Annotated in this window: 22 protein-coding genes and 1 tRNA gene; 8 read left to right on the plus strand and 15 right to left on the minus strand. The window is 67.3% G+C overall.

The window, feature by feature from the left end; all coding sequences use genetic code 11:
- Positions 1 to 37 precede the first annotated feature (37 nt).
- From AC07YZ_RS05640 to radC, 7 genes are all read right to left on the minus strand, one after another.
- Complete coding sequence (locus tag AC07YZ_RS05640) at positions 38 to 649, minus strand: hypothetical protein (RefSeq protein WP_494794058.1); 612 nt, start codon at positions 647 to 649, stop codon at positions 38 to 40.
- A 26-nt stretch (positions 650 to 675) separates the two neighbouring features.
- Complete coding sequence (locus AC07YZ_RS05645) at positions 676 to 2,271, minus strand: DEAD/DEAH box helicase (protein ID WP_494794059.1); 1,596 nt, start codon at positions 2,269 to 2,271, stop codon at positions 676 to 678.
- On the minus strand, positions 2,268 to 3,263 hold the full coding sequence (locus AC07YZ_RS05650; protein ID WP_494794060.1) for an RAMP superfamily CRISPR-associated protein: 996 nt from the start codon (positions 3,261 to 3,263) through the stop codon (positions 2,268 to 2,270). The genes AC07YZ_RS05645 and AC07YZ_RS05650 overlap by 4 nt, the downstream gene beginning before the upstream one ends.
- A 17-nt stretch (positions 3,264 to 3,280) precedes the next feature.
- Positions 3,281 to 3,763 carry a type I-E CRISPR-associated protein Cas6/Cse3/CasE gene (locus tag AC07YZ_RS05655; protein WP_494794061.1) on the minus strand — a complete coding sequence of 161 codons (483 nt, stop codon included), beginning with the start codon at positions 3,761 to 3,763 and terminating at the stop codon, positions 3,281 to 3,283.
- Positions 3,751 to 4,161: a hypothetical protein gene (locus AC07YZ_RS05660; protein WP_494794062.1), complete on the minus strand. Its 411-nt coding sequence runs from the start codon at positions 4,159 to 4,161 to the stop codon at positions 3,751 to 3,753. The genes AC07YZ_RS05655 and AC07YZ_RS05660 overlap by 13 nt, the downstream gene beginning before the upstream one ends.
- A gap of 1 nt (position 4,162) precedes the next feature.
- Positions 4,163 to 4,786 carry a Csf3-related protein gene (locus tag AC07YZ_RS05665; protein ID WP_494794063.1) on the minus strand — a complete coding sequence of 208 codons (624 nt, stop codon included), beginning with the start codon at positions 4,784 to 4,786 and terminating at the stop codon, positions 4,163 to 4,165.
- Positions 4,787 to 4,908: 122 nt separating this feature from the next.
- On the minus strand, positions 4,909 to 5,601 hold the full coding sequence (gene radC / locus AC07YZ_RS05670; protein ID WP_494794064.1) for a RadC family protein: 693 nt from the start codon (positions 5,599 to 5,601) through the stop codon (positions 4,909 to 4,911).
- 121 nt (positions 5,602 to 5,722) lie between these two features.
- Here radC and AC07YZ_RS05675 point away from each other — a divergent pair, with 121 nt between their 5' ends.
- The 3 genes from AC07YZ_RS05675 to serS are packed head-to-tail and all read left to right on the plus strand — an operon-like array spanning position 5,723 to position 8,482.
- The gene (locus tag AC07YZ_RS05675) at positions 5,723 to 6,169 is read left to right on the plus strand and encodes an FKBP-type peptidyl-prolyl cis-trans isomerase (protein WP_226494110.1); all 447 of its coding nucleotides are present in this window, start codon (positions 5,723 to 5,725) and stop codon (positions 6,167 to 6,169) included.
- On the plus strand, positions 6,169 to 7,140 hold the full coding sequence (gene ispH / locus AC07YZ_RS05680) for a 4-hydroxy-3-methylbut-2-enyl diphosphate reductase (protein WP_494794065.1): 972 nt from the start codon (positions 6,169 to 6,171) through the stop codon (positions 7,138 to 7,140). Before AC07YZ_RS05675 ends, ispH begins: the two co-directional genes overlap by 1 nt.
- 22 nt (positions 7,141 to 7,162) lie before the next feature.
- A complete protein-coding gene (gene serS / locus AC07YZ_RS05685) occupies positions 7,163 to 8,482 on the plus strand; it encodes a serine--tRNA ligase (protein ID WP_494794066.1) in 1,320 nt (439 codons plus the stop codon).
- 58 nt (positions 8,483 to 8,540) lie between these two features.
- Here the strand turns inward: serS and AC07YZ_RS05690 are convergent.
- Positions 8,541 to 8,632: transfer RNA gene (locus tag AC07YZ_RS05690), tRNA-Ser, on the minus strand.
- Between the two features lie 105 nt (positions 8,633 to 8,737).
- Between AC07YZ_RS05690 and AC07YZ_RS05695 the strand changes: the two genes are divergently transcribed.
- Positions 8,738 to 10,183: a sensor histidine kinase gene (locus tag AC07YZ_RS05695; RefSeq protein ID WP_226494107.1), complete on the plus strand. Its 1,446-nt coding sequence runs from the start codon at positions 8,738 to 8,740 to the stop codon at positions 10,181 to 10,183.
- A gap of 46 nt (positions 10,184 to 10,229) precedes the next feature.
- On the opposite strand, the gene AC07YZ_RS05700 is transcribed toward AC07YZ_RS05695, so the two are convergent.
- The 7 genes from AC07YZ_RS05700 to ppc all read right to left on the minus strand — a co-directional run bounded on the left by AC07YZ_RS05700 (position 10,230) and on the right by ppc (position 18,531).
- The gene (locus tag AC07YZ_RS05700; RefSeq protein ID WP_226494106.1) at positions 10,230 to 10,823 is read right to left on the minus strand and encodes a LuxR C-terminal-related transcriptional regulator; all 594 of its coding nucleotides are present in this window, start codon (positions 10,821 to 10,823) and stop codon (positions 10,230 to 10,232) included.
- Positions 10,824 to 11,004: 181 nt separating this feature from the next.
- Positions 11,005 to 12,300, minus strand: a complete 1,296-nt coding sequence (locus tag AC07YZ_RS05705) for a tryptophan--tRNA ligase (RefSeq protein ID WP_226494105.1) — start codon at positions 12,298 to 12,300, stop codon at positions 11,005 to 11,007.
- Positions 12,301 to 12,316: 16 nt separating this feature from the next.
- Positions 12,317 to 12,985, minus strand: a complete 669-nt coding sequence (locus AC07YZ_RS05710) for a site-2 protease family protein (RefSeq protein ID WP_494794067.1) — start codon at positions 12,983 to 12,985, stop codon at positions 12,317 to 12,319.
- 85 nt (positions 12,986 to 13,070) lie between these two features.
- On the minus strand, positions 13,071 to 13,706 hold the full coding sequence (locus AC07YZ_RS05715) for an L-threonylcarbamoyladenylate synthase (protein ID WP_226494103.1): 636 nt from the start codon (positions 13,704 to 13,706) through the stop codon (positions 13,071 to 13,073).
- A gap of 62 nt (positions 13,707 to 13,768) precedes the next feature.
- On the minus strand, positions 13,769 to 14,641 hold the full coding sequence (locus AC07YZ_RS05720) for a DMT family transporter (protein WP_494794068.1): 873 nt from the start codon (positions 14,639 to 14,641) through the stop codon (positions 13,769 to 13,771).
- Between the two features lie 38 nt (positions 14,642 to 14,679).
- The gene (locus tag AC07YZ_RS05725; protein ID WP_226494101.1) at positions 14,680 to 15,525 is read right to left on the minus strand and encodes a 3',5'-nucleoside bisphosphate phosphatase; all 846 of its coding nucleotides are present in this window, start codon (positions 15,523 to 15,525) and stop codon (positions 14,680 to 14,682) included.
- Positions 15,526 to 15,687: 162 nt separating this feature from the next.
- Positions 15,688 to 18,531, minus strand: coding sequence for a phosphoenolpyruvate carboxylase (ppc, locus tag AC07YZ_RS05730; protein ID WP_494794069.1), 2,844 nt, complete (start codon positions 18,529 to 18,531; stop codon positions 15,688 to 15,690).
- Between the two features lie 136 nt (positions 18,532 to 18,667).
- Here ppc and hemC point away from each other — a divergent pair, with 136 nt between their 5' ends.
- Genes hemC through AC07YZ_RS05750 form a run of 4 tightly spaced genes read left to right on the plus strand, consistent with a single transcriptional unit; the run spans position 18,668 to position 23,031 of the window.
- The gene (gene hemC / locus AC07YZ_RS05735; RefSeq protein ID WP_494794555.1) at positions 18,668 to 19,630 is read left to right on the plus strand and encodes a hydroxymethylbilane synthase; all 963 of its coding nucleotides are present in this window, start codon (positions 18,668 to 18,670) and stop codon (positions 19,628 to 19,630) included.
- A gap of 4 nt (positions 19,631 to 19,634) precedes the next feature.
- On the plus strand, positions 19,635 to 20,504 hold the full coding sequence (locus AC07YZ_RS05740; RefSeq protein WP_494794070.1) for a uroporphyrinogen-III synthase: 870 nt from the start codon (positions 19,635 to 19,637) through the stop codon (positions 20,502 to 20,504).
- A complete protein-coding gene (locus AC07YZ_RS05745; RefSeq protein ID WP_494794071.1) occupies positions 20,501 to 21,721 on the plus strand; it encodes a uroporphyrinogen-III C-methyltransferase in 1,221 nt (406 codons plus the stop codon). Before AC07YZ_RS05740 ends, AC07YZ_RS05745 begins: the two co-directional genes overlap by 4 nt.
- A gap of 26 nt (positions 21,722 to 21,747) precedes the next feature.
- Positions 21,748 to 23,031: a heme biosynthesis HemY N-terminal domain-containing protein gene (locus AC07YZ_RS05750; RefSeq protein ID WP_494794556.1), complete on the plus strand. Its 1,284-nt coding sequence runs from the start codon at positions 21,748 to 21,750 to the stop codon at positions 23,029 to 23,031.
- The last annotated feature ends 129 nt before the right edge of the window (positions 23,032 to 23,160 follow it).

Genomic DNA, 23,160 nt, shown 5'->3' on the forward strand with positions numbered 1-23,160 from the left:
GCACACCTCAAGTCCGCCGAGGGTCAAGGACATCCTTTCAGATGCCGCAGGCTGGGAGCTGACGCTGCATGGACCATCTTCGGCGACCGTACGCCGCGTTCCAATAGCTGCGCGCCTTCACGGCAGCTTGAGCGGAATTCATGGGCATCGACACCACGGGCATGTTCCAGTAGCTGCACGTTTTCACGGCAGCTTGATCGCTCTGCATCGTGGTGCACAAGTACTTGATGTTCCAGTAGCTGCCCGTTCTTACGGCGGCTTGAGTCACACATCCAGTCGTACTCGGCCCACGCCGGTTCCAGTAGCTGCAAATTCTCACGGCAGCTTGATCCGAGTACTTGCTGATCACCAAGCTCACCCAGTTCCAGTAGCTGCACGTTATCACGGCAGCTTGATCGCCCTTGGCCTTGCTGAAATGCTTGCAGTCGTTCCAGTAGCTGCACGTTTCCACGGCAGCTTGATCCGCGTCGTTTGGCCCGTCCGAGCTTGTGATGTTCCAGTAGCTGCGCGTTCTCACGGCAGCTTGATCCCTTGCGCGCCGAGGCAGTGGCTTCGTCGTGTTCCAGTAGCTGCACGTTCTCACGGCAGCTTGATCAGCGAAGATCGTCACCAGCACGTAGTTGATGTTCCAGTAGCTGCACGTTTTCACGGCAGCCTGATCCCAAATAGCGCAAGTCAACTCGGCTCAAAGCTTTTCCCAGCGTCGAGTGCTTCCAGCGCCTGCATGCGCAGCCGGTGGTGGGCGTCGGCGTGGTGGTTTTTGCACAGCACCACCACCTCGTCCAGCGTGGTGCGGCGTTCGCCTTCGGCCAGCGGGCGGGTGTGGTGCACGTCCAGCAGGTGCAGGGCCGTGACGCTGCAGCCTTCGGCAACGCAGCGGGCGCCGTGGTGCCGCAGCGCGGCGGCCCGCAGGCTCGCGTTGCGTTCGCGGTTGAAATGCGCTTGCAGCACCTGGGCACCTTCTTCGAAGCCATTCCAGTCCACCGTGAAGCGCGCCGGTATGGCGCTGCGGAGGTTGTCGCGACTGCTGCGCGGGTCCAGCAACAGCAGGCGGCAGTGCGCGTCGGGCGTGCGCAGGCCGCGGTGCAGGCCCTGGTTGGTGCGCCGGGTGGCGACGACCTGGCTGTCGATGTAACGGGTGATCTGCCGCCCGTCCACGCTGACCGGTGGGCCGTAGGGCGTTTTGGGAATGACCACGGTCTTCCAGCGCAGGCGCGGCGAGTCCAGCCCGGTCCAGGCGCCGGCGGCCAGCAGGATGCCGTCGTCCGGGCAGCGCGCCACCGCATCGGCCAGCGGTTCGCCTTCGGCCCGCACGGTGGCCATGGGCAGCAGTCGGCCCAGCTCGGCGGTTTGCTGGTGGCTGGTGGTCAGCACCAGCACCGGCCGTTCGGCCTGGGCGATGCGCAGGGCCACTTCGCTCGCGCTCAGTTCGTCGGCCGCGACGTCCACGCTGAGCTGGCCGTGCTGGCGTGGTTCGATGTGCCGGCTTTCTGGCGCGATGCTGGTCAGGCCCAGGGCGCGGCAGAAGTGGTCAAACCGCCCACCCACCTGCAGGGTGCCACTGGTGAAGATGCAGCGCGGCACGCCCTGCAACAAGGGTTTGAGCATGCGGCCCGGCATGCGGTGGCGCAGTACCAGGGCGCCATCGTCGTCATGGCCGACCACCTTCCAACCGGCAGGGTGTTCGCAGGCATAGACGATGGCTTGTGCGCTGGCTCTGACCTCGAGCTCGGTGGACGCTTGCAGCACGCGCTGGGCAGCGGCCTGCGGCGGCAGGCCTTTGGCCCCGCAAGTTGCGAGCGTGTCGGCGTCGATGCGGAAGCTGCTGCGCAGGTCGGCGGCGTCGGCCAGCAGGTCGGCTTCGTCGAACAGAACCACCTCGCGTTGCCGCAGGTCGGCATAGCCGGGGTGCAGGCTGTCGATGAGGGAGGCCGCGTGCGTGATCACCAGCACCTGGGCCGACAGAGCCTGTTGCCGGTGTTCGCGGTACTCGGCGTCGGTGGTGAAGCTGGCGCGGGTCTGCAGGGCGCTGACGGTGCAGGTTTGACCGTCCAGAGCGGAGCGCAGGGCGTCACTGTCCAGGTACTGGGCGATGAGTTGGCGCGTGCTCATGGCGATGGCCACGCGCAGGCCCGAACGCAGCAGCGGGATGCTGTAGCCGTGGGTCTTGCCCAGCCCGGCCGCGGCGCCGGCCAGCAAAGGCGGGCCGGGGCGCAGGGCGGTTTCGATCAGGCGGGCGTATTGCCGCTGTTCTTCGCTGCGAAAGCTCATGCGGCGGCGCTGGCGGCGCTGGCGGTGTTCAGGAAGTTGCGGCCCTCGTCGGTCCATTCCACTTGCGCTGGAGCCCGGCCACCAAAACCGACGACCACCAGCACGCTGCCTTGCGCGTCCTTGAAGGTGGCTCGGCCGCGCACCTCGCCGCAGCCCCGGGCGCGCTGGGCGCCCAGATACGGTTGACGGCTGAAGCTGTCCACGGCCTGCACCAGCATGTTCAGGTCGTGGGCCTGGGCGCCATTCACGGTGAGGCTGCCCAGCAGGGTGATGCCCAGCGGAATCACCTGCAGCTCCAGCAGGTGCTTGGTGTTGTCCGAGGTGTCCTCGCCTTTGCGGGTCTTTTTGAGCTCTTTGAGTTCTTCCAGTTTGGCAGTCAGCTCGGCGAGCCGGGCTTCGTCTTTGGCCTTGCGGGCGGCGCCGAGTTCGCGCATGGTCAGCTTGATCAGGGCTTCGGCCTTGGAGGCCAGACCCTGGCTGTTCTGGCGCTCGTAGAGCCGGTCCTGCTCCGTCTCGTCCAGCAGATCCATCATGTCTTCGTTGCTGTCGAGGTCGCGGCGGATGTGGCTGACGGTGTCGGGCAACACGTTCACCTCGGGCAACATATGCGACACGAACAGGCGGCTGGCCACTTTCCAGGTGCCGAACAGGTCGAGCAGCGGGTTCTGGGCCCGGAAGACCCGCTGTTCGCGCAGGCGGATGGCTTCGGGCTCGGCGTCTTCCTCGGGGCGCAGGTCCTGCCCGAGTGCGAGCAGGTAGGCGTCTTCGAGCTTGGCCTTGCCGGGGCGGGCGCGCAGTTCGGCCAGGGCTGCCTCGTGGCGCAGGCGGCCCCGCAGTTGCGCTGCCGGGATGAACACGGTGCGCTGGTGGCGGCCTTCGGCGTCCACGCCCCGCGTGAGCAGGGGCAGGCCTTCGGTTCCGTGGTGGGTGAATGTGAGGGGCTGGAGGGTGTGCAGTTGCAGTTCTGCGGTGATGAAAGAACGTTGCGTCATGGTGTGACTCCCTGGGGTTATTGGACGATGAGGAGGTTCAGGCCGAAAGCGCTGCCGATGCGGCCGATGCCTTTGACGAGGCAGTTGGCAAAGGCCTGGGGGTCAGTGACCTTGAGCAGGCCTGTGAACTCTGTGGCGTCGATGGAGAAGCGGCGCCCGTTGTGCGTTTCCACCTGCCGCATGCCGGACGACACATGCACGCCGACGATTTCAAAGCCGTGTTTGAGGGCGCGCTTTTCCAGCCATTCGCGCCGACCCCGCCAGTCGCCCAACGGCAGGTAGCGGTTTTTGTGGCCACTGGCGTAGGACACGCAGGCGGTGGTGGTGAAGGCCAGCAGCTTGCCGACCGGGTATTCGGGCGGCACCGCTTCCTCGGGACGGATACGGACCTGGGTGCCTTCGTCAGCCCAAAGGGCAGGTTTGCCATCGCGGAACTGTTCGACGATGCGGTGCAGGGCGTAGCCGCGCACGCGGGCGGGTTTATCGATCACGATGTCCATGTCTTCTCCTGAGTGGCATCAAAGGTCTTGACTTCGCCCTCGCTGCACAGCCGCGCCGCCCGAGGGTCGTGGGTGACGAACAGGTCGCGTGCGGTCATGGTGCGTTTGCCCAGGGCCAGCAGCATGCAGGGTTGACCCGTCTTCAGAGCGTCCTGAATAGCGGTCTTTCGCTCCATGTCGTGGCGAAAGCCGGCCTCTGGCATCGCCTTGAAGCTGGTGGCGGTCCAGTGGGGCGTGATCACCATCCAGCACGAAGACAGGCGTAGCGTCTTTCCCGTGTGCAGGGGCAGGGCGGTGGCAAAGAGCGCGTCGGCATCGTTCACCGGATCGCTGCTCTTGAGTTGCGCGGGCAGCAGACGGTAGCCCGCGTGCTGCATGAAGAATTCGGGGCCGTTCATGTCAGACCCCCACTGGGACGAAGCACCGGTCGCGGTTGCGAACCTCCCAGTACGGCGCCTTCCAGGCGGCCTCGACCGGCACCCAGTCGCCGCCTTCGGTCCAGCGGGCGGTTGGCACCGGGCGCAGGGGTTCGCCGGCATAGCCCACCAGTCCGTCCAGCTCGCCGCCCTCGACCTCCCAACGGGCGACTTCGCCATAGCCTGCGGACCGCTTCTTGCCGATGAAGCGCACGGGTTGCAGCCCCTCCAGCACCGCATCGGCGTGGCCGGTTGCGTACCACTCAATGGCGCGGGCAACCGTGGCCTGGTAGCCATTGATGATGTTGCCCGCTTCGCGCTGCCTGGACAGACCGACGCGCAGGTCGCCGTCCTTGGTGTTGGGGTTTAGAACGTCCAGCCAGTGAGGCGAATGCTCCGGTCGCATGCTGGCGACGAATGAGGCCCGCTGGCTGGCAACGGCATCGACGGCAAAACCAGAACTCGCGAAGTACAGGTCCTGTTCGCATCTGAGCAGGTCTGACACGTCGCCGCGCGACAGGATGGCCATGAGCAAGGCATCCAGCGTGACGAAGCCCCGTCGGATGATGGGGCTGCGCAGATGCGCTCGAAGAACGAATGGTTTCAAGACTCCCTCCTGTTCCTGATGGACGACGGTTGCACGCCCGGCTCCAGGCCTGGGCCTGAAGTCGTGTGCAGAGCTTATGCCAGGCTGTCGACGGGCGGTGTCCGGGAAAAGGCGGGGCCGATTCAGACCATGCCCATTTCGGCCATCGACGCCGCCTGCTCGCGCGTCACGATGAAATGGTCCAGCACGCGCACATCCACCAAAGACAGCGCGGCCTTGAGCGATTGCGTCAGCGTTTCGTCGGCGCGTGAGGGCTGGGCGGTGCCGCTGGGGTGGTTGTGTGCCAGCACCACGGCGGCGGCGTGGTGGTGCAAGGCGCGCAGCACCACTTCGCGCGGGTACACGCTGGTCTGCGTCAGCGTGCCGCGGAACAGCTCTTCGAGCGCGATCAGCCGGTTCTGGCTGTCCAGGAACAGCACGGCAAACACCTCGTGGTTGCGTGCGCCCAGTTGCAGCTGCAGGTATTCGCGCACCGCCTTCGGGCTGTCGAACAGGGCTTTCTGCTGCAGCTCCTGCGCCAGCGCACGGCGCGCGAGTTCGAGCACGGCCACCACCTCGGCGCGTTTGGCCGGCCCCAGGCCCTTGATGACCTTGAGCGCGTCGGCCCCGGTGTGCAGCAGGCCGCCGACACCGCCGAACGTGTTGAGCAGTTCCTGCGCGAGCTGCACCACGTGTTTGCCGGGAATGCCGGTGCGCAGCAGCAGGGCCAGCAGCTCGGCGTCGCTGAGCGCCGATGGCCCGCGCGCGAGCAGTTTTTCGCGCGGGCGCGCGTCGTTGGGCAGGCTTTTCAGCCCGGTACTGGCAAGGCCATTCATGTTTTTCCTCCCTGGATCAGCCTGCTTTTTACAATAGGCGGAGTTGTCGCTCACAAACCCGCTCCCACCCGTGCGTGGCGCGCCGTCGCGATTCACCGTATTCCAACCTCCCCCAAGACCCATGGCTCACGTTCAAGAAGGCTCTTTCCTCACCCTGCACTACCGCATGTCCGGGCCGCAGGGCCAGGTGATCATCGACACCTTCGAAGGCCAGCCCGCCACGCTGAGCCTCGGCTCCGGGCAGCTCTCGCCCGCGATCGAGCAGCGCCTGATCGGCCTGGAGGAGGGTATCCGTACCGTGATTGAGCTCGAAGCCGGCGAAGCTTTTGGCGAGCGCCAGCCGGACATGGTGCAGTGGGTGGCGCGCAAGCTGCTGAGCGAGCTGGGCGACCCGCACGAGCAGTACGCGGCCGGCGACGTGGTGCAGTTCCCCACACCCGACGGCCTGGGCAGCTACGCCGGTTCGGCGGTGGAGGTGCGCAAAGACGGCGCGGTGCTGTTCGACTTCAACCACCCGCTGGCGGGCCAGCCGGTGCGCTTTGAAGTACAGCTGATCGGGGTGCTGTGATGGACGAGCCGAAAGAAGTCATCCTGGCCGAACCGCGCGGCTTCTGCGCGGGCGTGGACCGCGCCATCGAGATCGTCGAGCGCGCGCTGGCCAAGTTCGGTCGGCCCATCTATGTGCGCCACGAGATCGTGCACAACACCTACGTCGTCAACGACCTCAAGGCCAAGGGCGCGATCTTCATCGAAGAGCTGTCCGACGTGCCACCCGGCGCCACGCTGGTGTTTTCCGCCCATGGCGTGAGCAAGGCGGTGCAAGAGGAAGCGCAGGCGCGTGGGTTCAACATTTTTGATGCCACCTGTCCGCTGGTGACCAAGGTGCACGTGGAGGTGGCCAAGCTGCACAAGGAAGGCTTCGAATTCATCATGATCGGCCACAAGGGCCATCCCGAGGTCGAGGGCACCATGGGCCAGCTCGACAGTGGCATCCACCTGGTCGAAGACGCGGACGACGTGGCCCGCGTGACGCCGGCCCAGACCGAGAAACTCGCGGTGGTGACGCAGACCACGCTGAGCGTGGACGACGCCGCCGGCATCCTGGCCGCTGTGAAAGCCCGCTTCCCCAGTGTGCGCGAACCCAAGCAGCAGGACATCTGCTACGCCACGCAAAACCGGCAGGACGCCGTCAAGCTGCTCAGCCCGCAGGTGGACGTGGTGATCGTGGTCGGCAGCCCGACCAGTTCCAACAGCAACCGCCTGCGCGAGGTCGCGCTCAAGCTCGGCACGCCGGCCCACATGGTGGACAGCGCCGAGGAACTGCAGGCCGACTGGTTCGAGGGCCGCTCCCGTGTGGGGCTGACCGCCGGCGCCTCGGCGCCCGAGATCCTGGTGCGCCAGGTGATCGACCGCATCAAGGCGCTGGGCGCGATCTCCGTGCGCACCATGGACGGCCTGACCGAGACGGTCAAGTTCCCGCTGCCCAAGGGCCTGAGGATCGAGGGCGATGGCCCCTCGCTGATCGGACACCTGCACTGAACCCCAAAACTACAATTTCCACATGCTTGACATCGTCCTACTGAGAAAAGACCTCGACGCCGTGATCGCCCGGCTCGAGACCCGCAAACAACCCCAGGCCTTCCTGAACGTGGACGCTTTCCGCGCACTGGAGGCGGAGCGCAAGACGCTGCAGACGCGCACCGAAGAGCTGCAGAGCCAGCGCAACAGCCTGTCCAAGCAGATCGGCATGCTCAAGGGCAAGGGCCAGCACGCCGAGGCCGACGCGGTGATGGCGCAGGTGGGCGCGATGAAGGCCGAGCTGGAAAGCTCCGCCGCGCGGCTGGAGGTCATTCAAGCCGAGCTGCAGAACCTGCTGCTGGCCGTGCCCAACCTGCCGCACGAGAGCGTGCCGGTGGGCACGGGCGAAGAGGGCAACGTGGAAGTGCGCCGATGGGGAACCCCCAGGGCCTTCGACTTCGAAGTCCGCGACCATGTGGACATCGGCGAAAAGCTGGGCCTGGACTTCGACACCGGCGTCAAGCTGGCGGGTTCGCGTTTCACCTTCATGCGCGGCCCCATCGCCCGCCTGCACCGCGCGCTCGCCCAGTTCATGCTCGACGTGCAGACCCAGGAGCACGGTTATACCGAGTGCTACACGCCCTACATCGTCAACGGCGAAACCCTGCGCGGCACGGGTCAGTTGCCCAAGTTCGAAGGCGATCTGTTCGCCGTGAAAAAGGGCGGGCAAGAGGGCGAAGAGATGCCCGACACGCAGGCGCTGTACCTGATCCCCACCAGCGAAGTGACGCTGACCAACGTGGTGCGCGACACCGTGCTGGCCGAGGCCGAGCTGCCGATCAAGATGACCGCGCACACGCCGTGCTTCCGCTCCGAAGCCGGCAGCGCCGGGCGCGACACGCGCGGCATGATCCGCCAACACCAGTTCGACAAGGTCGAGATGGTGCAGATCGTGCACCCCGAGAAGAGCTACGAGGCGCTGGAGGCCATGACCGGCCACGCCGAGGCCATCCTGCAGAAGCTGGGCCTGCCGTACCGCGTGATGAGCCTGTGCACCGGCGACATGGGCTTTGGCGCCAGCAAGACCTACGACCTCGAAGTCTGGGTGCCGGCGCAGGGCACCTACCGCGAGATCAGCTCGGTCTCCAATTGCGAAGCCTTCCAGGCGCGCCGCCTGCAGGCGCGCTTCAAGAACGCCCAGGGCAAGAACGAGCTGGTGCACACGCTCAACGGCTCGGGCCTGGCGGTCGGCCGTGCGCTGGTGGCGGTGTTGGAGAACAACCAGAACGCCGACGGCAGCGTGACCGTGCCCGAGACGCTGCGGCCCTACATGGGTGGCATGGAGCGCCTGGCCGCGGCGTGATGCGCCGACCCCTGCGGCGCGCCCAAGAAAAAGCCCCGCAGTGCGGGGCTTTTGCATTTGGCGGAGAGAGAGGGATTCGAACCCTCGGTACAGGAATACCTGTACGCCGGATTTCGAATCCGGTGCATTCGACCACTCTGCCATCTCTCCTGTGTCGAAGCCCATGATTCTAGCAGGACCTCGGACGGTGCCTTTCCGGTGGTTCACAGAAGGACACCGGGTGCGACAATGTCGCCACACGCACCCTCACCGCCCATGCTCGTCGACACCCAGCCTGCCACCTACCAGCACGTGCCCGCCACCGTCGAGGTGCGCGACCAATGGGTCAATTCCCAGCTGATCTCGGTCCTGATGGACAACATGGTGCCCTCGCTGCTGGCGGCCGGCATGGCGTTGCCCGTGCTGGTGTTCCTGATGGCGGGCGAGGTGGACCTGTGGGTCCTGCTCGCATGGATCGGTCTGCTGGTGGCGATGTTGGTCTACCGCTACCGTCTGATCGGTATCTACCACCTGCGCCACGACAGCAGCGAAGGCCCTCAGCGCCTGGACTTCGTTCGGCGCTACCAGTGGTCCTGGGCCGTTGTGGGGTTCTTGTGGGGCGGTGGCGTTTTGCTGACCTACCAGCAGGTCAGTTCGACGACGCAGTTTGTCTACGGGCTCATGGTGCTCGGTCAGGGGCTATTGGCGCTGACCTCCTACAGCGCGTACCTGCCCATTTTTCGGGCCTACGTGCATGCCCTGCTGCTGTCCGTGATGTTGGGACTGATGGTCAATACCATCCGCGTGCTGGGGGAGACTGGCGCGCTGGAGACCGGCCTGGCGTTGATGGCGCTGCTGATGGTGTTCTGGTGGCTGCTGTTGATTGCGGGCCGGCGGTTGCATCAGGTGTACCGCTCCAGCTTCGAGCTGCAGTTCTCGAATCAGGAACTCATTGATTCGCTGACGCTGCAGACCCGAGCCTCGTTGCGCGCCGTGGCCACCAAGAACCGGTTTCTGGCTTCCGCCGCGCACGACCTGCGCCAACCCGTGCATGCGCTGAGCCTGTATGCCGACTGGCTGGCCACCGAGCCCGAGATGGCGCGCGAGATTTCGCCGCGCATCCTGCAGTCCACCCGGGCCATCAACGAGCTGTTCGACTCGTTGTTCGACCTGACCCGCATCGACGCGGGGAACTACAAGGTGCGCTTGCAGCACGTGGACGTGCGCCAGCTGTTTGCCGATCTGGCCCTGCAGTTCGAGCCCGTCGCGGCGGGCAAGTCGCTCAAGCTCAAGACCCACACGCGTCCCACGACGATCTGGGCCGACCCGGTGGTGTTGCGCCGCATCCTGGGCAATCTGCTCTCCAACGCGTTGCGCCACACCCACCGGGGAGGTGTCCTGCTGGACCTGCGCCACCGAGAGGACATGCTGGTGTTCGAGGTGTGGGACACCGGGGTGGGCATCGCCCGCGAGCACCAGCAGGCGATCTTTCAGGAGTTCTTCCGGGTGTCGCAACACCAGGGCACCGAGGACAGCCTGGGCCTGGGATTGACCATCGTCTCCAAGCTGACCACCCTCATGGGCTACCAACTGGCGCTGACCTCGGTGGAGCACAAGGGCAGCGTGTTTCGCCTGATGCTGCCGGCCTATACCCAGAAGAGTCAGCCGGACGAACTGGTGCCGACGGTGGTGTTGAACTCGGAGTTCATGGACCTGCGCTGAACCGGCAGGGGGTCAGGCGCACGGCCCTCTTCAGGCCGCCGCCGTCTCAGAGGTCCAGCAGGCCTGCGGTACGCGCCAGATGGCTGGCTTGCGAGCGGCTCTTGACGTTGAGGCGCCTGAACAGGCGCCACAGGTGCACCTTGACGGTGTGTTCGCTGATCTGCAGCTGTTCGGCGATGTCGCGGTTGCTCAGGCCCCGGTCGAGCATAACCAGCAGCTGTTTCTGCCGCTTGGACAGTTTTTCGGGAATGGTGGGCGCGTTCTCGTCTTCGACCTCGTCGGCCAGGAACTCGCGCAGCACCTTGCCAATCTGGGCCGCGCCGGCGGATTTTTCCACATAGGCGTCGGCACCTGCTTCACGGGCCAGATCTTCGTAATCGGAGGCGGGGGAGGCCGACAGCACGATGAGCGAGGTGTCGGGCAGCATCTGCCGTATTTCACGCACGCCCGAAACCCCATTGGTGTCGGGCAGCTTGAGGTCCAGGCACACCAGTTCGGGCTCGCCGTGTTCGGTGATCGCCTTGCTCACCGAGGCGAGGCGTTCCAATTCGATCACCTGGGTGGATGCACGCAGGCGGCGCAATAGCATGACGACGGCTTCGCGCATCAGCGGGTGATCGTCAATGACAAAAATACTCATGGCGGGGTGTGCTGTAGATAATTGGTTTCAGTGTGACAGCATATCGGCATTGCAGGGGTTTGGCGATAGCGAATAGTGTCCGGATGCTGCCCTTGTTTTTGGCTTTTTGAGCCCGAGGCGGCGCTAGGCCGAGGCGCAACCGCCGCAGGGGGGCGCATTCGCCACCCACACCTCGCCAGCCTCAGTCCGCGGGGTGGGCGAAATGGTCAAGCGCCTCGCTCACGGCTTGGGTATCGGCGTGCAGGCTCAGGCACGCCTGCAGCTCGGGCAGCACCACGCTGCCACCCTGCTGCAGCCGGGCGATGGTCTGCGCGGCGTCTTTGGGCGAGGCAAATCCGGTGCTCTGCAGCAGCAACAGCCCTTTGGCGTCCAGCAGCTTGAAGTAGAACTGTCCGTCCGCTTCGCGGTATTGCTTGAAGCTGGGGGCAGCGACCTTGCCGGCCTTGGATGCCTTGCCGGTGGCTGGCACGGCGTCCAGCCGGCGCAGGCCCACGGCGTGGCGCAGCCGGGCCGTGAATGGGGTGGCCACGGTGCGGGCCTTCTCGGCACCCGCTTTGAGGGTCTTTTCAATCTGTGCCGGGTTCTGGATCAGTTCGTCGTACACCGCGCGCAAGGGGGCGATCTCCTGGTCCAGCCGTTCGAACAGCATCTGTTTGGCATCGCCCCAGGCAATGCCGTTGGCGTAGGCCTGGGCCAGCGCGGCGGTTTCTTCCGTCGAGGCAAAAGCCTGGTAGAGCTGGAACAGCGCCGAGCCTTCGATGTCCTTGGGTTCGCCGGGCGCGCGCGAGTCGGTCACGATGCCCATGATGAGTTTGCGCAGCTGGTCGCGCGGCACGAACAGCGGGATGGTGTTGTCGTAGCTCTTGCTCATCTTGCGGCCGTCCAGCCCGGGCAGGGTGGCCACATGGTCCTCGATGGCGGCTTCGGGCAGCGTGAAGTGTTCGCCGTACAGGTGGTTGAAGCTGGCCGCCATGTCGCGCGCCATCTCGATGTGTTGGATCTGGTCGCGGCCCACCGGCACCTGGTGGGCATTGAACATCAGGATGTCGGCCGCCATCAGCACCGGGTACATGAAGAGGCCGGCGGTCACACCCGCATCGGGGTCGACGCCGGCGGCGGTGTTCTTGTCCACCGAGGCCTTGTAGGCGTGGGCGCGGTTGAGCACACCTTTGCCGGTCACGCAGGTCAGCAGCCACGTGAGCTCGGGGATTTCGGGAATGTCGGACTGGCGGTAGAAAGTGACCTTCTCCGGGTCCAGGCCGCAGGCCAGCCAGGTGGCGGCGATTTCCAGCGTGGAGCGCTGCACGCGCGCCGGGTCGCCGACCTTGATGAGGGCGTGGTAGTCGGCCAGGAAATAGTAGCTGTGCACATCGGGTTGCAGGCTCATGCGCACGGAGGGACGCACGGAGCCCACGTAGTTGCCCAGGTGGGGCGTGCCCGAGGTGGTGATGCCGGTGAGGACGCGTTGGATGCTCATGGTGGGAGAAGCTCAATCAGGACAGCAAAAGGCTCAGCGGGGTGAGCAGCAGGCGGATGGCGCCATAAGTGAGGTTGATCAGCGGGTAGAGCCAATAGGTCGCCACCAGCCCCGTGATCACCAGGGCCATCACGATGAAGAAGCCCCAGGGCTCTATGCGCGAGACGGCGACGGCCTGCTTCCAGGGCAACAGACCCACCAGAATGCGCCCCCCATCAAGCGGTGGCAGTGGGAAAAGGTTGAAGGCGTACATCACCAGGTTCCACATCACGCCAGCCTGGCAAACGAGGTGGAAATAGGGTTCGACGACTCCCAGGGAGGCAAGCACCAGACCCAGGACAAACCAGGCGATGGCCTGGATCAGGTTGGCGCCCGGACCTGCCAGTGCAACCCAGACCATGTCCCGTTTCGGGTTGCGCAGTTGGCCGAAGTTGACGGGGACCGGTTTGGCATAACCGAACATGAAGGCGCCGGAGGTGGCGAAGTACAGGAGCACCGGCATGAGGATGGTGCCCACCGGATCGATGTGCTTGAGCGGATTGAGGGAGATGCGGCCCTGAACGTAGGCCGTGTTGTCGCCGAAATGGCGTGCCGCGTAGCCGTGCGCTGCTTCATGCAGGGTGATGGCAAACAGCAGAGGCAGCGCGTTGATGGCGATGGCTTGGACGATCTGGGCGAAATCCATGGCGGGTGGCGGGCAAAGCGCTATTGTCCCAGATGGACGTGGCCGGCCTGGGGCCGGGGTCGCTGGCGCGACCGGCTGGCGGCTTTCAGAGGCCCAGGGGGTCGAGGGCGCCCTGGCCGATGCGCACCACCTCGGGCTCGCCGCCGGTGCCCATGGGGGTGAGGTCGATCACGGTGGTCGGTTCAAGCGCGCAGGCGCCTGCGTCGATCACCCCCGCGATGTCGTGTTCGAAGCGTTCGCGGATCTCTTGTGCATCGTTCAGCGGCGCGGTTTCGCCCGGAGGGATCAGGGTCGTGGCGAGCAGCGCGCCGTTGTGCAGTTCGAGCAGCGCCAGCAGGCTGTGGTGCCGCGGCACGCGCAGGCCGATCGTCTTGCGCGACGGATGGCTCAGGCGCCGGGGTACTTCCTTGCTGGCCTCCAGGATGAAGGTGTAGGGACCGGGCGTGGCGAGCTTGAGCAGGCGGTATTGGCGGTTGTCCACCTTGGCATAGCTGGCGAGTTCGCTCAGGTCGCGGCACAGCAGGGTCAGGTGGTGCTTGTCGTCCACCTGGCGGATGCGGCGCAGCCGGTCGGCCGCGGCCTTGTCATCGAGGTGGCAGACCAGGGCGTAGCTCGAATCGGTGGGCACGGCGAGCACGCCGCCGCGCTCCAGCAGTTGCACCGCCTGCTTGAGCAGACGCGGCTGCGGGTTGTCGGGATGGACTTCGAAATACTGGGACATGCCCGTATTGTGACGAGGCTCACCGCGTCGTGCTTCGGTGTCGCCGGGCTGGTGAGGCGCGCTCAGGCCTCGGGCTGTTCCACCGGCAGGCGCTGGTCGCGCGCGGTCAGCCAGCTCGCGCTGGCGCCGCACAAGACGATCATGGCGATGCCGGCGAGTTCGAGCCGGCCAGGGACGTGGTCAAACACCAGCCAGCCGCAGAACATGGCAAAACCGATCTGCGCGTACAGGTAGGGCGTGAGTGTGGAGGCCCGGGTGCGCGCAAAGGCCAGGATCAGCAGGAAATGGCCCACCGTGCCCATCAGGCCGACCAGGCACAGCAGGGCGAAGGTCCGCGCGTCGGGCAGGGCCTGCCAGGCCAGGGGCAGCGCCACGCTGGCCAGCAGCGCGCCGACCCAGCCGGTGTAGAAGTGCATGGTCATGGGGTCTTCGGTGCGCGCCATCTGGCTGGTGAGGATCTGGAACCAGGCGTAGGTGAACACCATCAGCAGCGGCAGCAGGCTGGCCCAGCCGATCACGTCGCCGCCGGGCTGCACCACCAGCAGGGCGCCGACGAATCCACCGGTGACCAGCACCCAGCGCAGGGCGCTCACGCGCTCCTTCAGCAGCAGCGCCGCCAGCAGCGTGACCACCAGGGGGGTGATCATGACGATGGCCGTGAACTCGCCCACCGGCATGTATTGCACGCTGATGAACGACAGCACGCTGACCAGCAGCAACAAGGCCCCTCGCAGCAGCTGAAAGCGCGGGTGTGCCGTGCGCAGCAGCGAGCGCCCACGCATCGGCAGCATGACGGCCGTGACCGCGACCGCCTGGAAGGTGTAGCGGAACCAGACCGCGATCAGCACCGAGACGAAGGCCCCGACGTACTTGACGGCCGTGTCGAGCACGGCGAAGCAGGCCGTGGCGCTGACCAGAAACACGATGCCCAACATCGCGTGCGCGTTCCCGCGCGGGGACGATGGCGCGTCCATCAGTGGATGCGCGACTGCAGCAGCTCCCACACCGGCGTGACGCTGCCGGGCAGGTCGGGCAGCTTGCCCAGATCGGTGTGGCTCTCTTCGGGGCTGTGGAAATCGCTGCCGCGGGAGGCCGCCAGACCGAACTCGTGGCAATAACCGGCGTACTTCACGTAGTCGGCCTGGCCGTGGGCCCCGGTCACCACCTCCACGCCCTGGCCGCCGTGCGACTTGAATTCGGTGAAGAGGGCGAACTCTTCGTTGGCGGTGAGCTTGTAGCGCCCCGGGTGGGCAATCACCGCCATGCCGCCGGCCTGCGTGATCCAGCCCACCGCATCACCCAGCGAGGCCCAGCGGTGTGGCACGAAGCCGGGTTTGCCTTCGGTGATGAACTTGCGGAACACCTCGTTGGTGTCGCGGCACACACCCGCTTCCACCAGGTAGCGCGCGAAGTGGGTGCGTGAGATGAGCTCGGGGTTGTCCACGTATTTCAGGGCGCCTTCGTAGGCGCCGGCTATGCCCACGCGGGCCAGGTCGTCGCTCATGGCGCGGGCGCGCTGCTCGCGTCCCCCGCGCGTGGCGCGCAGACCGTTCACCAGTCCGGGGTGGTCCGGGTCCATGCCCAGCCCAACGATGTGAACCGTGGTGCCGGCGAAGGTGACCGACACCTCGGCACCCGTGATGTAGCGCAGCCCCAACGCCTGGGCGGCGGCCAGGGCGCGGGCCTGGCCGCCGATTTCGTCGTGGTCGGTCAGCGACCAGAGCTCGACCCCGTTGGCCTGGGCGCGCTGCGCGAGCGCCTCGGGCGTGAGGGTGCCATCAGAGACGATGGAATGGCAGTGGAGGTCGGCGTTGAGCATGTGGGTCACCGATCCATTTTAGGGTTGACCAGATCACCGTGCTGGCCTGAGAAGCAAAACCTGAAACGAATGAGGTGACTGCCACCCGGAACATCGCGGAACGGGTTTCGCCCGGCCGCGGGGGGGGGGGGGGGCCCTTGTTGGGGGGCTGGCGTGGGGGGGTTACCCCGTGTTCCGCAGCCCCGCGGCAATGCCGTTGATGGAGATGTGGATGCCGCGGCGCACCTTTTCGTCGCGATCGGCCTGGTTTTCCCCCGCGCGGTAGCGCCGCACCAGCTCCACCTGCAGGTGGTGCAGCGGGTCGATGTAGGGGAAGCGGTGGCGCATGGAGCGCTGCAGCGCCGCGTTGTTCACCAGCCGGTGTTTCTCGCCCGTGATCAGCGAAAGCGCGTCGGCGGTGCGGTGCCATTCGGCTTCGATGGCGGTGAAGACCTTGGTGCGCAGGCGTTTGTCGGGCACCAGTTCGGCATAGCGCGAGGCCAGGGCCAGGTCGCTCTTGGCCAGCACCATGTCCATGTTGGAGAGCAGGGTGCTGAAGAAAGGCCACTGTTTCACCATCTTCTGCAGCAGGGCCTTCTGTTTCGCCACGCCCTGGGGGCCGTCGCGGTGTAGAAAGGTCTGCACGGCCGAACCAAAGCCGTACCAGCCGGGCAGCGTCAGGCGACACTGGCCCCAGCTGAACCCCCAGGGAATGGCGCGCAGGTCTTCGATCTTCTGTGTGGCTTTGCGCGAGGCCGGGCGCGAGCCGATGTTGAGCTCGGCGATCTCTCGGATCGGCGTGGCGGCGAAGAAATACTCGGCGAAACGCGGGGTGTCGTACACCAGCGCGCGGTAGGCCGACATGCTGGCGGTCGAGAGTTCGGCCGCGGCGTCCAGAAAGGCCTTGGGGGCGTTGCGCGTGGGTTGCAGCAGCGTGGCTTCGAGGGTGGCGGCCACCAGGGTTTCCAGGTTGCGCCGGCCGATCTCCGGGTTGGCGTATTTGGAGCCGATCACCTCGCCCTGTTCGGTCAGCCGGATCTGGCCACGCACCGTGCCGGGGGGCTGGGCCAGGATGGCCTGGTAGCTCGGGCCACCGCCGCGCCCCACGGTGCCGCCACGCCCGTGGAACATGCGCAGGCCGATTTTCTGTGGTGCGTCCAGGTTCAGCGCATCGAACAGTTCGACCAGATCGGTCTCGGCGCGGTAGAGCTCCCAGTTGCTGGTGAAGATGCCGCCGTCCTTGTTGCTGTCGGAGTAGCCAAGCATGATGTCTTGCTCGCTGTATCCGTCGGTCGCGCCCCGCTGCACCATGGCGCGCACGCCCGGCAGGGCGTAGTAGTCGCGCATGATGGGCGCGGCGTTGCGCAGGTCTTCGATGGTCTCGAACAGCGGCACCACGATCAGGTCGCAGCGCGCGTCTTCCTGCAGCAGGCCGCGCATCAGGCCGGCTTCTTTCTGCAGCACCAGCACCTCCAGCAGATCGCTCACGGTTTCGGTGTGGCTGATGATGCAGTGGCGGATGGCCTGCGCGCCAAAGCGCTCGCGCCCGCTGCGGGCGTTCTCGAAGATCGCCAGCTCGCCCAGGGTGTGGGCCGAGTAGGCCGCGCCCGGCACGCGCAGCGGCCGCGCGTCGTTGAGCTGGCGCAGCAGCAGGGCGCGTTTGCCGACTTCGTCCAGCTGCCCATAGTGCGGCTCGATGCGCGCCGTGGCCAGCAGCTCGGCCACCACCGCCTCGTGCTGGTCCGAGCTCTGGCGCAGGTCGATGGTGGCCAGATGAAAGCCGAACACCTCGACGGTGCGGATCAGGGGGTGCAGGCGCGCGCGTGCCAGGGCCGCGCCGTGGTTCGCCTCCAGCGAGGCTTCGATGGTGCGCAGGTCGGCCAGGAACTCACCGGCGTTGCCGTAGGGCTGCTGCGGTGCCACGGCGTGGCGTGCGGCCTCGCCGCCGGTCAGCTGTTGCAGCGTGGCGGCCAGGCGGGCGTACATGCCGGTGAGGGCGCGGCGGTAGGGTTCGTCCTGGCGGTGCGCGTTGGTGTCGGGCGATCGTTCGGCCAGCGCCTGCATCTCAGGGCTGACCCGCGCCAGCATGGCCGACACGGACAGCTCGGCGCCCAGGAGGTGCACCTGGGTCAGGTGGTGGCGCAACACCAGTTCGGCCTGGCTGTGCAGGGCGAGCTCCAGCGTCTGGGCCGTGACGTTGGGGTTGCCGTCGCGGTCGCCGCCGATCCACTGGCCCATGCGCAGGAACGGCGCCACGCTGTCGCCCAGGCCCTCTTCCAGGTCGCGGTAGATGCGGGGGATCTGCGTCAGAAAGGTGGCCTGGTAATAGCTGAGGGCGTTTTCGATCTCGTCGGCCACGGTCAGCTTGGTGAAGCGCAGCAGACGGGTTTGCCAGAGCTGGGTCACGTGGGCGCGCAGCTGGGCGTCGAAATCGGCCTGGTCGCGCGGCAGCAGGTGTTCGCGTTCGGCCAGCAGATGGGCGATGGCGCGCTCGGCATCCAGGATGCTCTTGCGCTGCACTTCGGTGGGGTGGGCGGTGAGCACCGGCGAAATGTGGGCCTGCGCGAGCGTCTGCACGATCTGGTCCGGCGCGATGCCGGCTTTTTTCAACCGCTGCAGCGTCATGGCCAGGCTGCCTTCTTGCAGATCGCCGGCCCGCTCGTGCACGGCGCGGCGCCGGATGTGGTGCCGGTCCTCGGCCAGGTTGGCCAGGTGGCTGAAGTAGGTGAAGGCGCGGATTACGCTCACGGTCTGGTCGCCGCTGAGGCCTTTGAGCAGCTTCTTGAGCGACTTGTCGGCCGACTGGTCGGCGTGGCGCCGGAACGCCACCGAGAGCTGGCGGATCTGTTCAATCAGATCGAAGGCGGCCTGTCCTTCCTGTTCGCGGATCACGTCGCCCAGAATGCGCCCGAGCAGGCGGATGTCGTCGATCAGCGGCTGGTCCTTGTCGGCGCGCGATGCACTCCGTGTGGCGGTGGGACGGGTGACGGGGAGTGCGGCGACGGGACGGGCAGGCGATCGGCTCATGGCGGGCGTGTCGGGTGGGGGTTGCTGATATTTTTGGCAGCGGCCATGCTAGCATCCAAAGTTGCCCTTCCCGTTACCAAGCGGGTACGGAAACGCCCCCTACGGGCATGATCTTTTGTGATCCTTCGCCGTGTCGATTTCAAACACCCCCCCCGCGCTGTCCATCACCATCGCCACCCGGGAAAGCCGTCTCGCCTTGTGGCAGGCCGAGCACGTCAAGGCGCTGCTGGAGCAACGGGGGCACCGGGTGAACCTGCTGGGCATGACCACCAAGGGCGACCAGATCCTGGACCGCAGCCTGTCCAAGGTGGGTGGCAAGGGGCTCTTCGTGAAAGAGCTGGAGGTGGCTCTTGAAGAGGGGCGTGCCGACATGGCCGTGCATTCGCTCAAGGACGTCCCGATGGACCTGCCCGAGGGTTTCGTGCTGGCCTGCGTGATGGAGCGCGAGGACCCGCGCGACGCCTGGGTGTCTTCGGCGTGCGCTTCGCTGGCCGAGCTGCCCCAGGGCGCGGTGGTGGGCACCTCCAGCCTGCGCCGTCTGGTGCTGTTGCGTGAAGCGCTCGACGCGCTTGGCCGTGCCGACGTGCGCATCGAGCCGCTGCGCGGCAATCTGGACACCCGCCTGCGCAAGCTCGACGAAGGCCAATACCACGCCATCGTGCTGGCCGCCGCCGGCCTCAAGCGCCTGGGCTTGTCCGGGCGCATCCGCCACGTTTTTGAACCCGCCGATTCCTTGCCCGCCGCCGGGCAGGGCGCGCTGGGCATCGAGGTGCGGGCCGACCGGCCCGATCTCATCGAGGCACTGGCGCCGCTGGTGCACCTGCCCACCTGGTACCGCGTGGCGGCCGAGCGCACGGTGTCGCGTGCCATGGGCGGCAGTTGCTCCATGCCGCTGGCGGCCTATGCCCAGTGGGAAGCGGCCGAGTCGGGCCAGCTGCGGCTCGACGCCGCCTGGGGCGACCCCGACGGCCTGCAAGGTGTGGTGCGGGTGAGCGAGCAGGCTCCGGTGCACGGTCTGGCGCAGGCCGAGGCTCTGGGCCAGCGTGTGGCCGAGGCCCTGCGTGCGGCCGGTGCTCAGCCCCCCGCCGTGGAGGTTTGAAGCCTTGACCGCGGCACCCGTCCAGCGGCCCGAGGCGAGCCCGCTGGAGCGGCTCATCGTCACGCGGCCCGCGTCGGAGGCCGCTGTCTGGGTGGAGGCCCTGAGGGCCCAGGGCTGGCCGGCGCAGGCCCTGCCGCTGATCGAGATCACCGATCCCCACGACCCGGCGCAGCTGGCCACGCTGGCGCACTGGCGGGCCCATTGGTTTGAGGCCGACGCCATCATGTTCGTCAGCGCCGCCGCGGTCGGCCACTTCTGGTCGCCGGCCATGCCCGCGCGAGCGCCCGACGCAATGCACACCCGGTTCTGGGCCCCGGGGCCCGGTACCGCGCGCGTGCTCGCCCAGGCGCTGGCGCCGCTGGGCCTGGGGGCCGCGCAGATCGACGCCCCGCCGGCCGATGCGGCGCAGTTCGATTCCGAGGCCCTGTGGCCGGTGGTCGCGCCGCAGCTGCGTGGCGGCGCCCTGGTGTTGATCGTGCGTGGCGCGTCCCCGGATGCGCCAGCCGAGCCGGGCGCTGGTGCGCTGGCCGGCAACGGCCGTGACTGGCTGATCCGCCGCTGTGAAGCCGCGGGCGCCCGGGTGGACGCCTGCGTGGCTTACGAGCGCCATGCGCCGCTGTGGGACAGTGTCCAACGTGCACAGGTCGACGCCGCCAGCGCCGCCGGCAGCGTCTGGCTGTTCAGCAGTTCGGAGGCGCTGGAGCACCTGCACGCCGCCGCACCCGAACAGGACTGGTCAAGCGCGGCAGCGCTGGCCACGCACCCCCGCATCGCGGCCACCGCGCGCGCGATCGGCTTTGGCCGGGTGATGGAAACCCGCCCGGCCCTGCCCGACGTGCTGCGCACTCTAGAATCGAACTGGAGCCGCCCATGAGCCAGACCCAACCCGATACCCCTCTTTCCGCGCCTTCCGCCGCAGGCGGCGCGGCCCCGGTGATGCCCACCGCGGTACCGGTGGCTGCGGCACCGCGCTCCGGTCGCTGGGCGGCGGTGCTGGCCATGGTGCTGGCGACCCTGGCATTGATCATGAGTGGCCTGTTGTGGGAAAAGCTCGGGTCCACCCAGCAGGAACTTGCGCGGCGCAGCCAGGACAGCGCAACGCAGGCCGCGGACGCGCGCCGATTGGCCGCGCAGGCCGAGGCCCTGACGCAGGAGCTGCAGGCCCGGCTGGCGGTGGCCGAGGTGCGCCTGTCCGAGGTGAGCCTGCAGCGCAGCCAGCTCGAAGAGCTGATGCTCACGCTCTCGCGTTCGCGCGACGACAACCTGGTCCAGGACCTGGAGTCGGCGCTGCGCTTGGCGCAGCAGCAGGCCCAGCTCACCGGCACGGCCCAGCCGCTGATCTCCGCGCTGCAGGCGGCCGACCAGCGCATCGCTCGCGCGGCCCAACCCCGTCTGAACCCGGTGCAGCGCGCCATTGCGCGGGACATCGACCGCATCCAGAAGGCCCCGCTGGCCGACATTCCTGGCTTGGTCCTGCGGCTGGACGAACTGGCGCGCCAAGTGGATGAATGGCCGGTCCTCAACGAGGTGGGGCCTCGCGCCCGTGTGGCGGGGGCAGCCAAAAGCGCCGCGCCCAAGGCGGGCAAAGCGGCGCCAGAGAAGCCAGCGGCTCCCGCGGCAAGCGTGGCGGGCAGCGATGCCACCGCGACCGCATCGACCGAGGTCTTGCCGTCCTCCGATGGCGATGCGCCGAGCCAGGGCTGGGACCGGGTGTCGCTGGCCTGGCAGTCCCTCTGGGCCCGCATCTGGGCCGACGTCACGCGCAGTGGGCGCGAACTGGTGCGCGTCAGTCGCATCGACCGCCCGGAAGCCGCCCTGATGGCGCCCGAACAGGCGTTTTTCCTGCGCGAAAACCTCAAGCTCAAATTGCTCAACGCCCGCCTGGGCCTGCTGGCCCGACACCTCACGTCGAGTCAGGCCGATGTGAAGGCGGTGGAGGTGGCCCTGGCACGCTATTTCGAAACCACCTCGCCGCTGGTGGGGGACGCGCGGAGCGCGCTCGCGCAACTGCGCAAGGACCTCGTGGACAACGAGTTGCCGCGTCCCGACGAAACCCTGGCCGCGCTGGCCGCTGCCGCCGGAGGGCGCTGATGACCGGCAAACGACAGGGCGGGGCCATGCGCAGTGTGTTCTGGCTGCTCGGGTTGGCCACGCTGGCCGTGGCGCTGGCCCTGCTGGTCGGACACAACGCGGCCACGCTCACGCTCTTCTGGCCGCCCTACCGTTTCGACGTTTCCTTCAACTTCGTGTTGTTTGCCTTGGTCGCGGGCTTTGTGCTCTTGCACCTGGCCCTGCGGGCTTTCGGAGCCCTGCGCGACCTGCCCGCGCAGGCGCAGCGCTGGCGCAGCCAGCAGATCGAGCGGGCGGTGGTGGGCGCCGTGATGGACGCCTTGTCGCTCCAGCTGTCGGGCCGGTTCGTGCGGGCTCAGGCGGCGGCCCAGCAGGCGCTGGACCAGCTGAAATCCGCCACATCGGCCTCCTGGCCCCGGCGTGATCAGCTGCAATTGCTGGCGCATCTGTTGTTGGCCGAGAGTGCGCAGTCGCTGCAGAACCGCGAACGGCGCGATACCAACCTGCAGGCCGCACTGCACCCCAGACTGACTCGCAGTGCGCCCGAGGCCGTCGAAGGCGCGCTGTTGCGCGCCGTGCGCTGGGCGGTGGAAGACCGCGACTACGATGCCGCGCGCAGCCGCCTGGCCGAACTGCCGCAGGGCGCGGCGCGTCGCACCCAGGCGCTGCGCCTGAAGCTGCGTGTCGCGCGGCTCGGTGGGGCCACCGCCGAAGCGCTGGAAACAGCGCGCCTGTTGGCCAAGCACCGTGCGTTTTCGCCCGAGGCTTCGCGCAGCATCGTGCGAGGGCTGGTGCTCGATGCCTTGCACGAGGCGCACGACCTGCCGCAGTTGCAGGAGGTCTGGAACGGGCTGGACGCCAGCGAGCACGCTGTGCCCGAACTGGCGCTGGCGGCTGCGCAACGCGCCAACCAACTGGTGACCGATCCGTTGGTCGGCGAGTCCGACCGTGTGCAGGCCGCGGACCTGGCCCGGACCTGGCTGGATCCGGTGTGGCAGGGGTTCGAGGCCCTGGATGCAGGACAGCAGCGCCAGCTGGTGCTGGCACTGGAACCGGGCCTCCCCCAGCTCGACGCCACCTGGTTGGCACGCCTGGAGCAGGCCCAGCGCCAGTTGCCCAACAACGCCTACCTGCAATACCTCGCCGGGCAGGCCTGCATGCAGCGCCAGCTCTGGGGCAAGGCCGCCCAGTTGCTGGGTCAGGCGAGCCACAGCCTGCTTGAGCCCACCCTGCTGCGCCGCACCTGGTGTGCCTTGGCCCTGCTGGCCGAAGAACGGGGCGACGAGGCCACCGCGCAGGGGGCCTGGAAAAAGGCCGCTTTGCTGAACTGATCGATCGCACTGGGCGCACGCCCGGTGCTGAGCACGGTCCGGGCATCCGCGCCGGGTTTTCATGGGGCACAAAAAAACGCCGGTCGATTCGACCGGCGTTTTTTTGTTGAGAGCGGGGCGCCCTGCCGC

It is taken from the genome of Hydrogenophaga sp. GW101-3F08, assembly GCF_059424585.1.

What these genes read in the sequence shown, in the direction of transcription:
- AC07YZ_RS05645 (WP_494794059.1), bottom strand. Translation starts at nt 2,271, where the DNA reads ATGAGCTTTCGCAGCGAAGAACAGCGGCAATACGCCCGCCTGATCGAA.
- AC07YZ_RS05650 (WP_494794060.1), bottom strand. Translation starts at nt 3,263, where the DNA reads ATGACGCAACGTTCTTTCATCACCGCAGAACTGCAACTGCACACCCTC.
- AC07YZ_RS05655 (WP_494794061.1), bottom strand. Translation starts at nt 3,763, where the DNA reads ATGGACATCGTGATCGATAAACCCGCCCGCGTGCGCGGCTACGCCCTG.
- AC07YZ_RS05660 (WP_494794062.1), bottom strand. Translation starts at nt 4,161, where the DNA reads ATGAACGGCCCCGAATTCTTCATGCAGCACGCGGGCTACCGTCTGCTG.
- radC (WP_494794064.1), bottom strand. Translation starts at nt 5,601, where the DNA reads ATGAATGGCCTTGCCAGTACCGGGCTGAAAAGCCTGCCCAACGACGCG.
- AC07YZ_RS05675 (WP_226494110.1), top strand. Translation starts at nt 5,723, where the DNA reads ATGGCTCACGTTCAAGAAGGCTCTTTCCTCACCCTGCACTACCGCATG.
- ispH (WP_494794065.1), top strand. Translation starts at nt 6,169, where the DNA reads ATGGACGAGCCGAAAGAAGTCATCCTGGCCGAACCGCGCGGCTTCTGC.
- serS (WP_494794066.1), top strand. Translation starts at nt 7,163, where the DNA reads ATGCTTGACATCGTCCTACTGAGAAAAGACCTCGACGCCGTGATCGCC.
- AC07YZ_RS05695 (WP_226494107.1), top strand. Translation starts at nt 8,738, where the DNA reads ATGCTCGTCGACACCCAGCCTGCCACCTACCAGCACGTGCCCGCCACC.
- AC07YZ_RS05700 (WP_226494106.1), bottom strand. Translation starts at nt 10,823, where the DNA reads ATGAGTATTTTTGTCATTGACGATCACCCGCTGATGCGCGAAGCCGTC.
- AC07YZ_RS05705 (WP_226494105.1), bottom strand. Translation starts at nt 12,300, where the DNA reads ATGAGCATCCAACGCGTCCTCACCGGCATCACCACCTCGGGCACGCCC.
- AC07YZ_RS05710 (WP_494794067.1), bottom strand. Translation starts at nt 12,985, where the DNA reads ATGGATTTCGCCCAGATCGTCCAAGCCATCGCCATCAACGCGCTGCCT.
- AC07YZ_RS05715 (WP_226494103.1), bottom strand. Translation starts at nt 13,706, where the DNA reads ATGTCCCAGTATTTCGAAGTCCATCCCGACAACCCGCAGCCGCGTCTG.
- AC07YZ_RS05720 (WP_494794068.1), bottom strand. Translation starts at nt 14,641, where the DNA reads ATGTTGGGCATCGTGTTTCTGGTCAGCGCCACGGCCTGCTTCGCCGTG.
- AC07YZ_RS05725 (WP_226494101.1), bottom strand. Translation starts at nt 15,525, where the DNA reads ATGCTCAACGCCGACCTCCACTGCCATTCCATCGTCTCTGATGGCACC.
- ppc (WP_494794069.1), bottom strand. Translation starts at nt 18,531, where the DNA reads ATGAGCCGATCGCCTGCCCGTCCCGTCGCCGCACTCCCCGTCACCCGT.
- AC07YZ_RS05745 (WP_494794071.1), top strand. Translation starts at nt 20,501, where the DNA reads ATGAGCCAGACCCAACCCGATACCCCTCTTTCCGCGCCTTCCGCCGCA.
- AC07YZ_RS05750 (WP_494794556.1), top strand. Translation starts at nt 21,748, where the DNA reads ATGCGCAGTGTGTTCTGGCTGCTCGGGTTGGCCACGCTGGCCGTGGCG.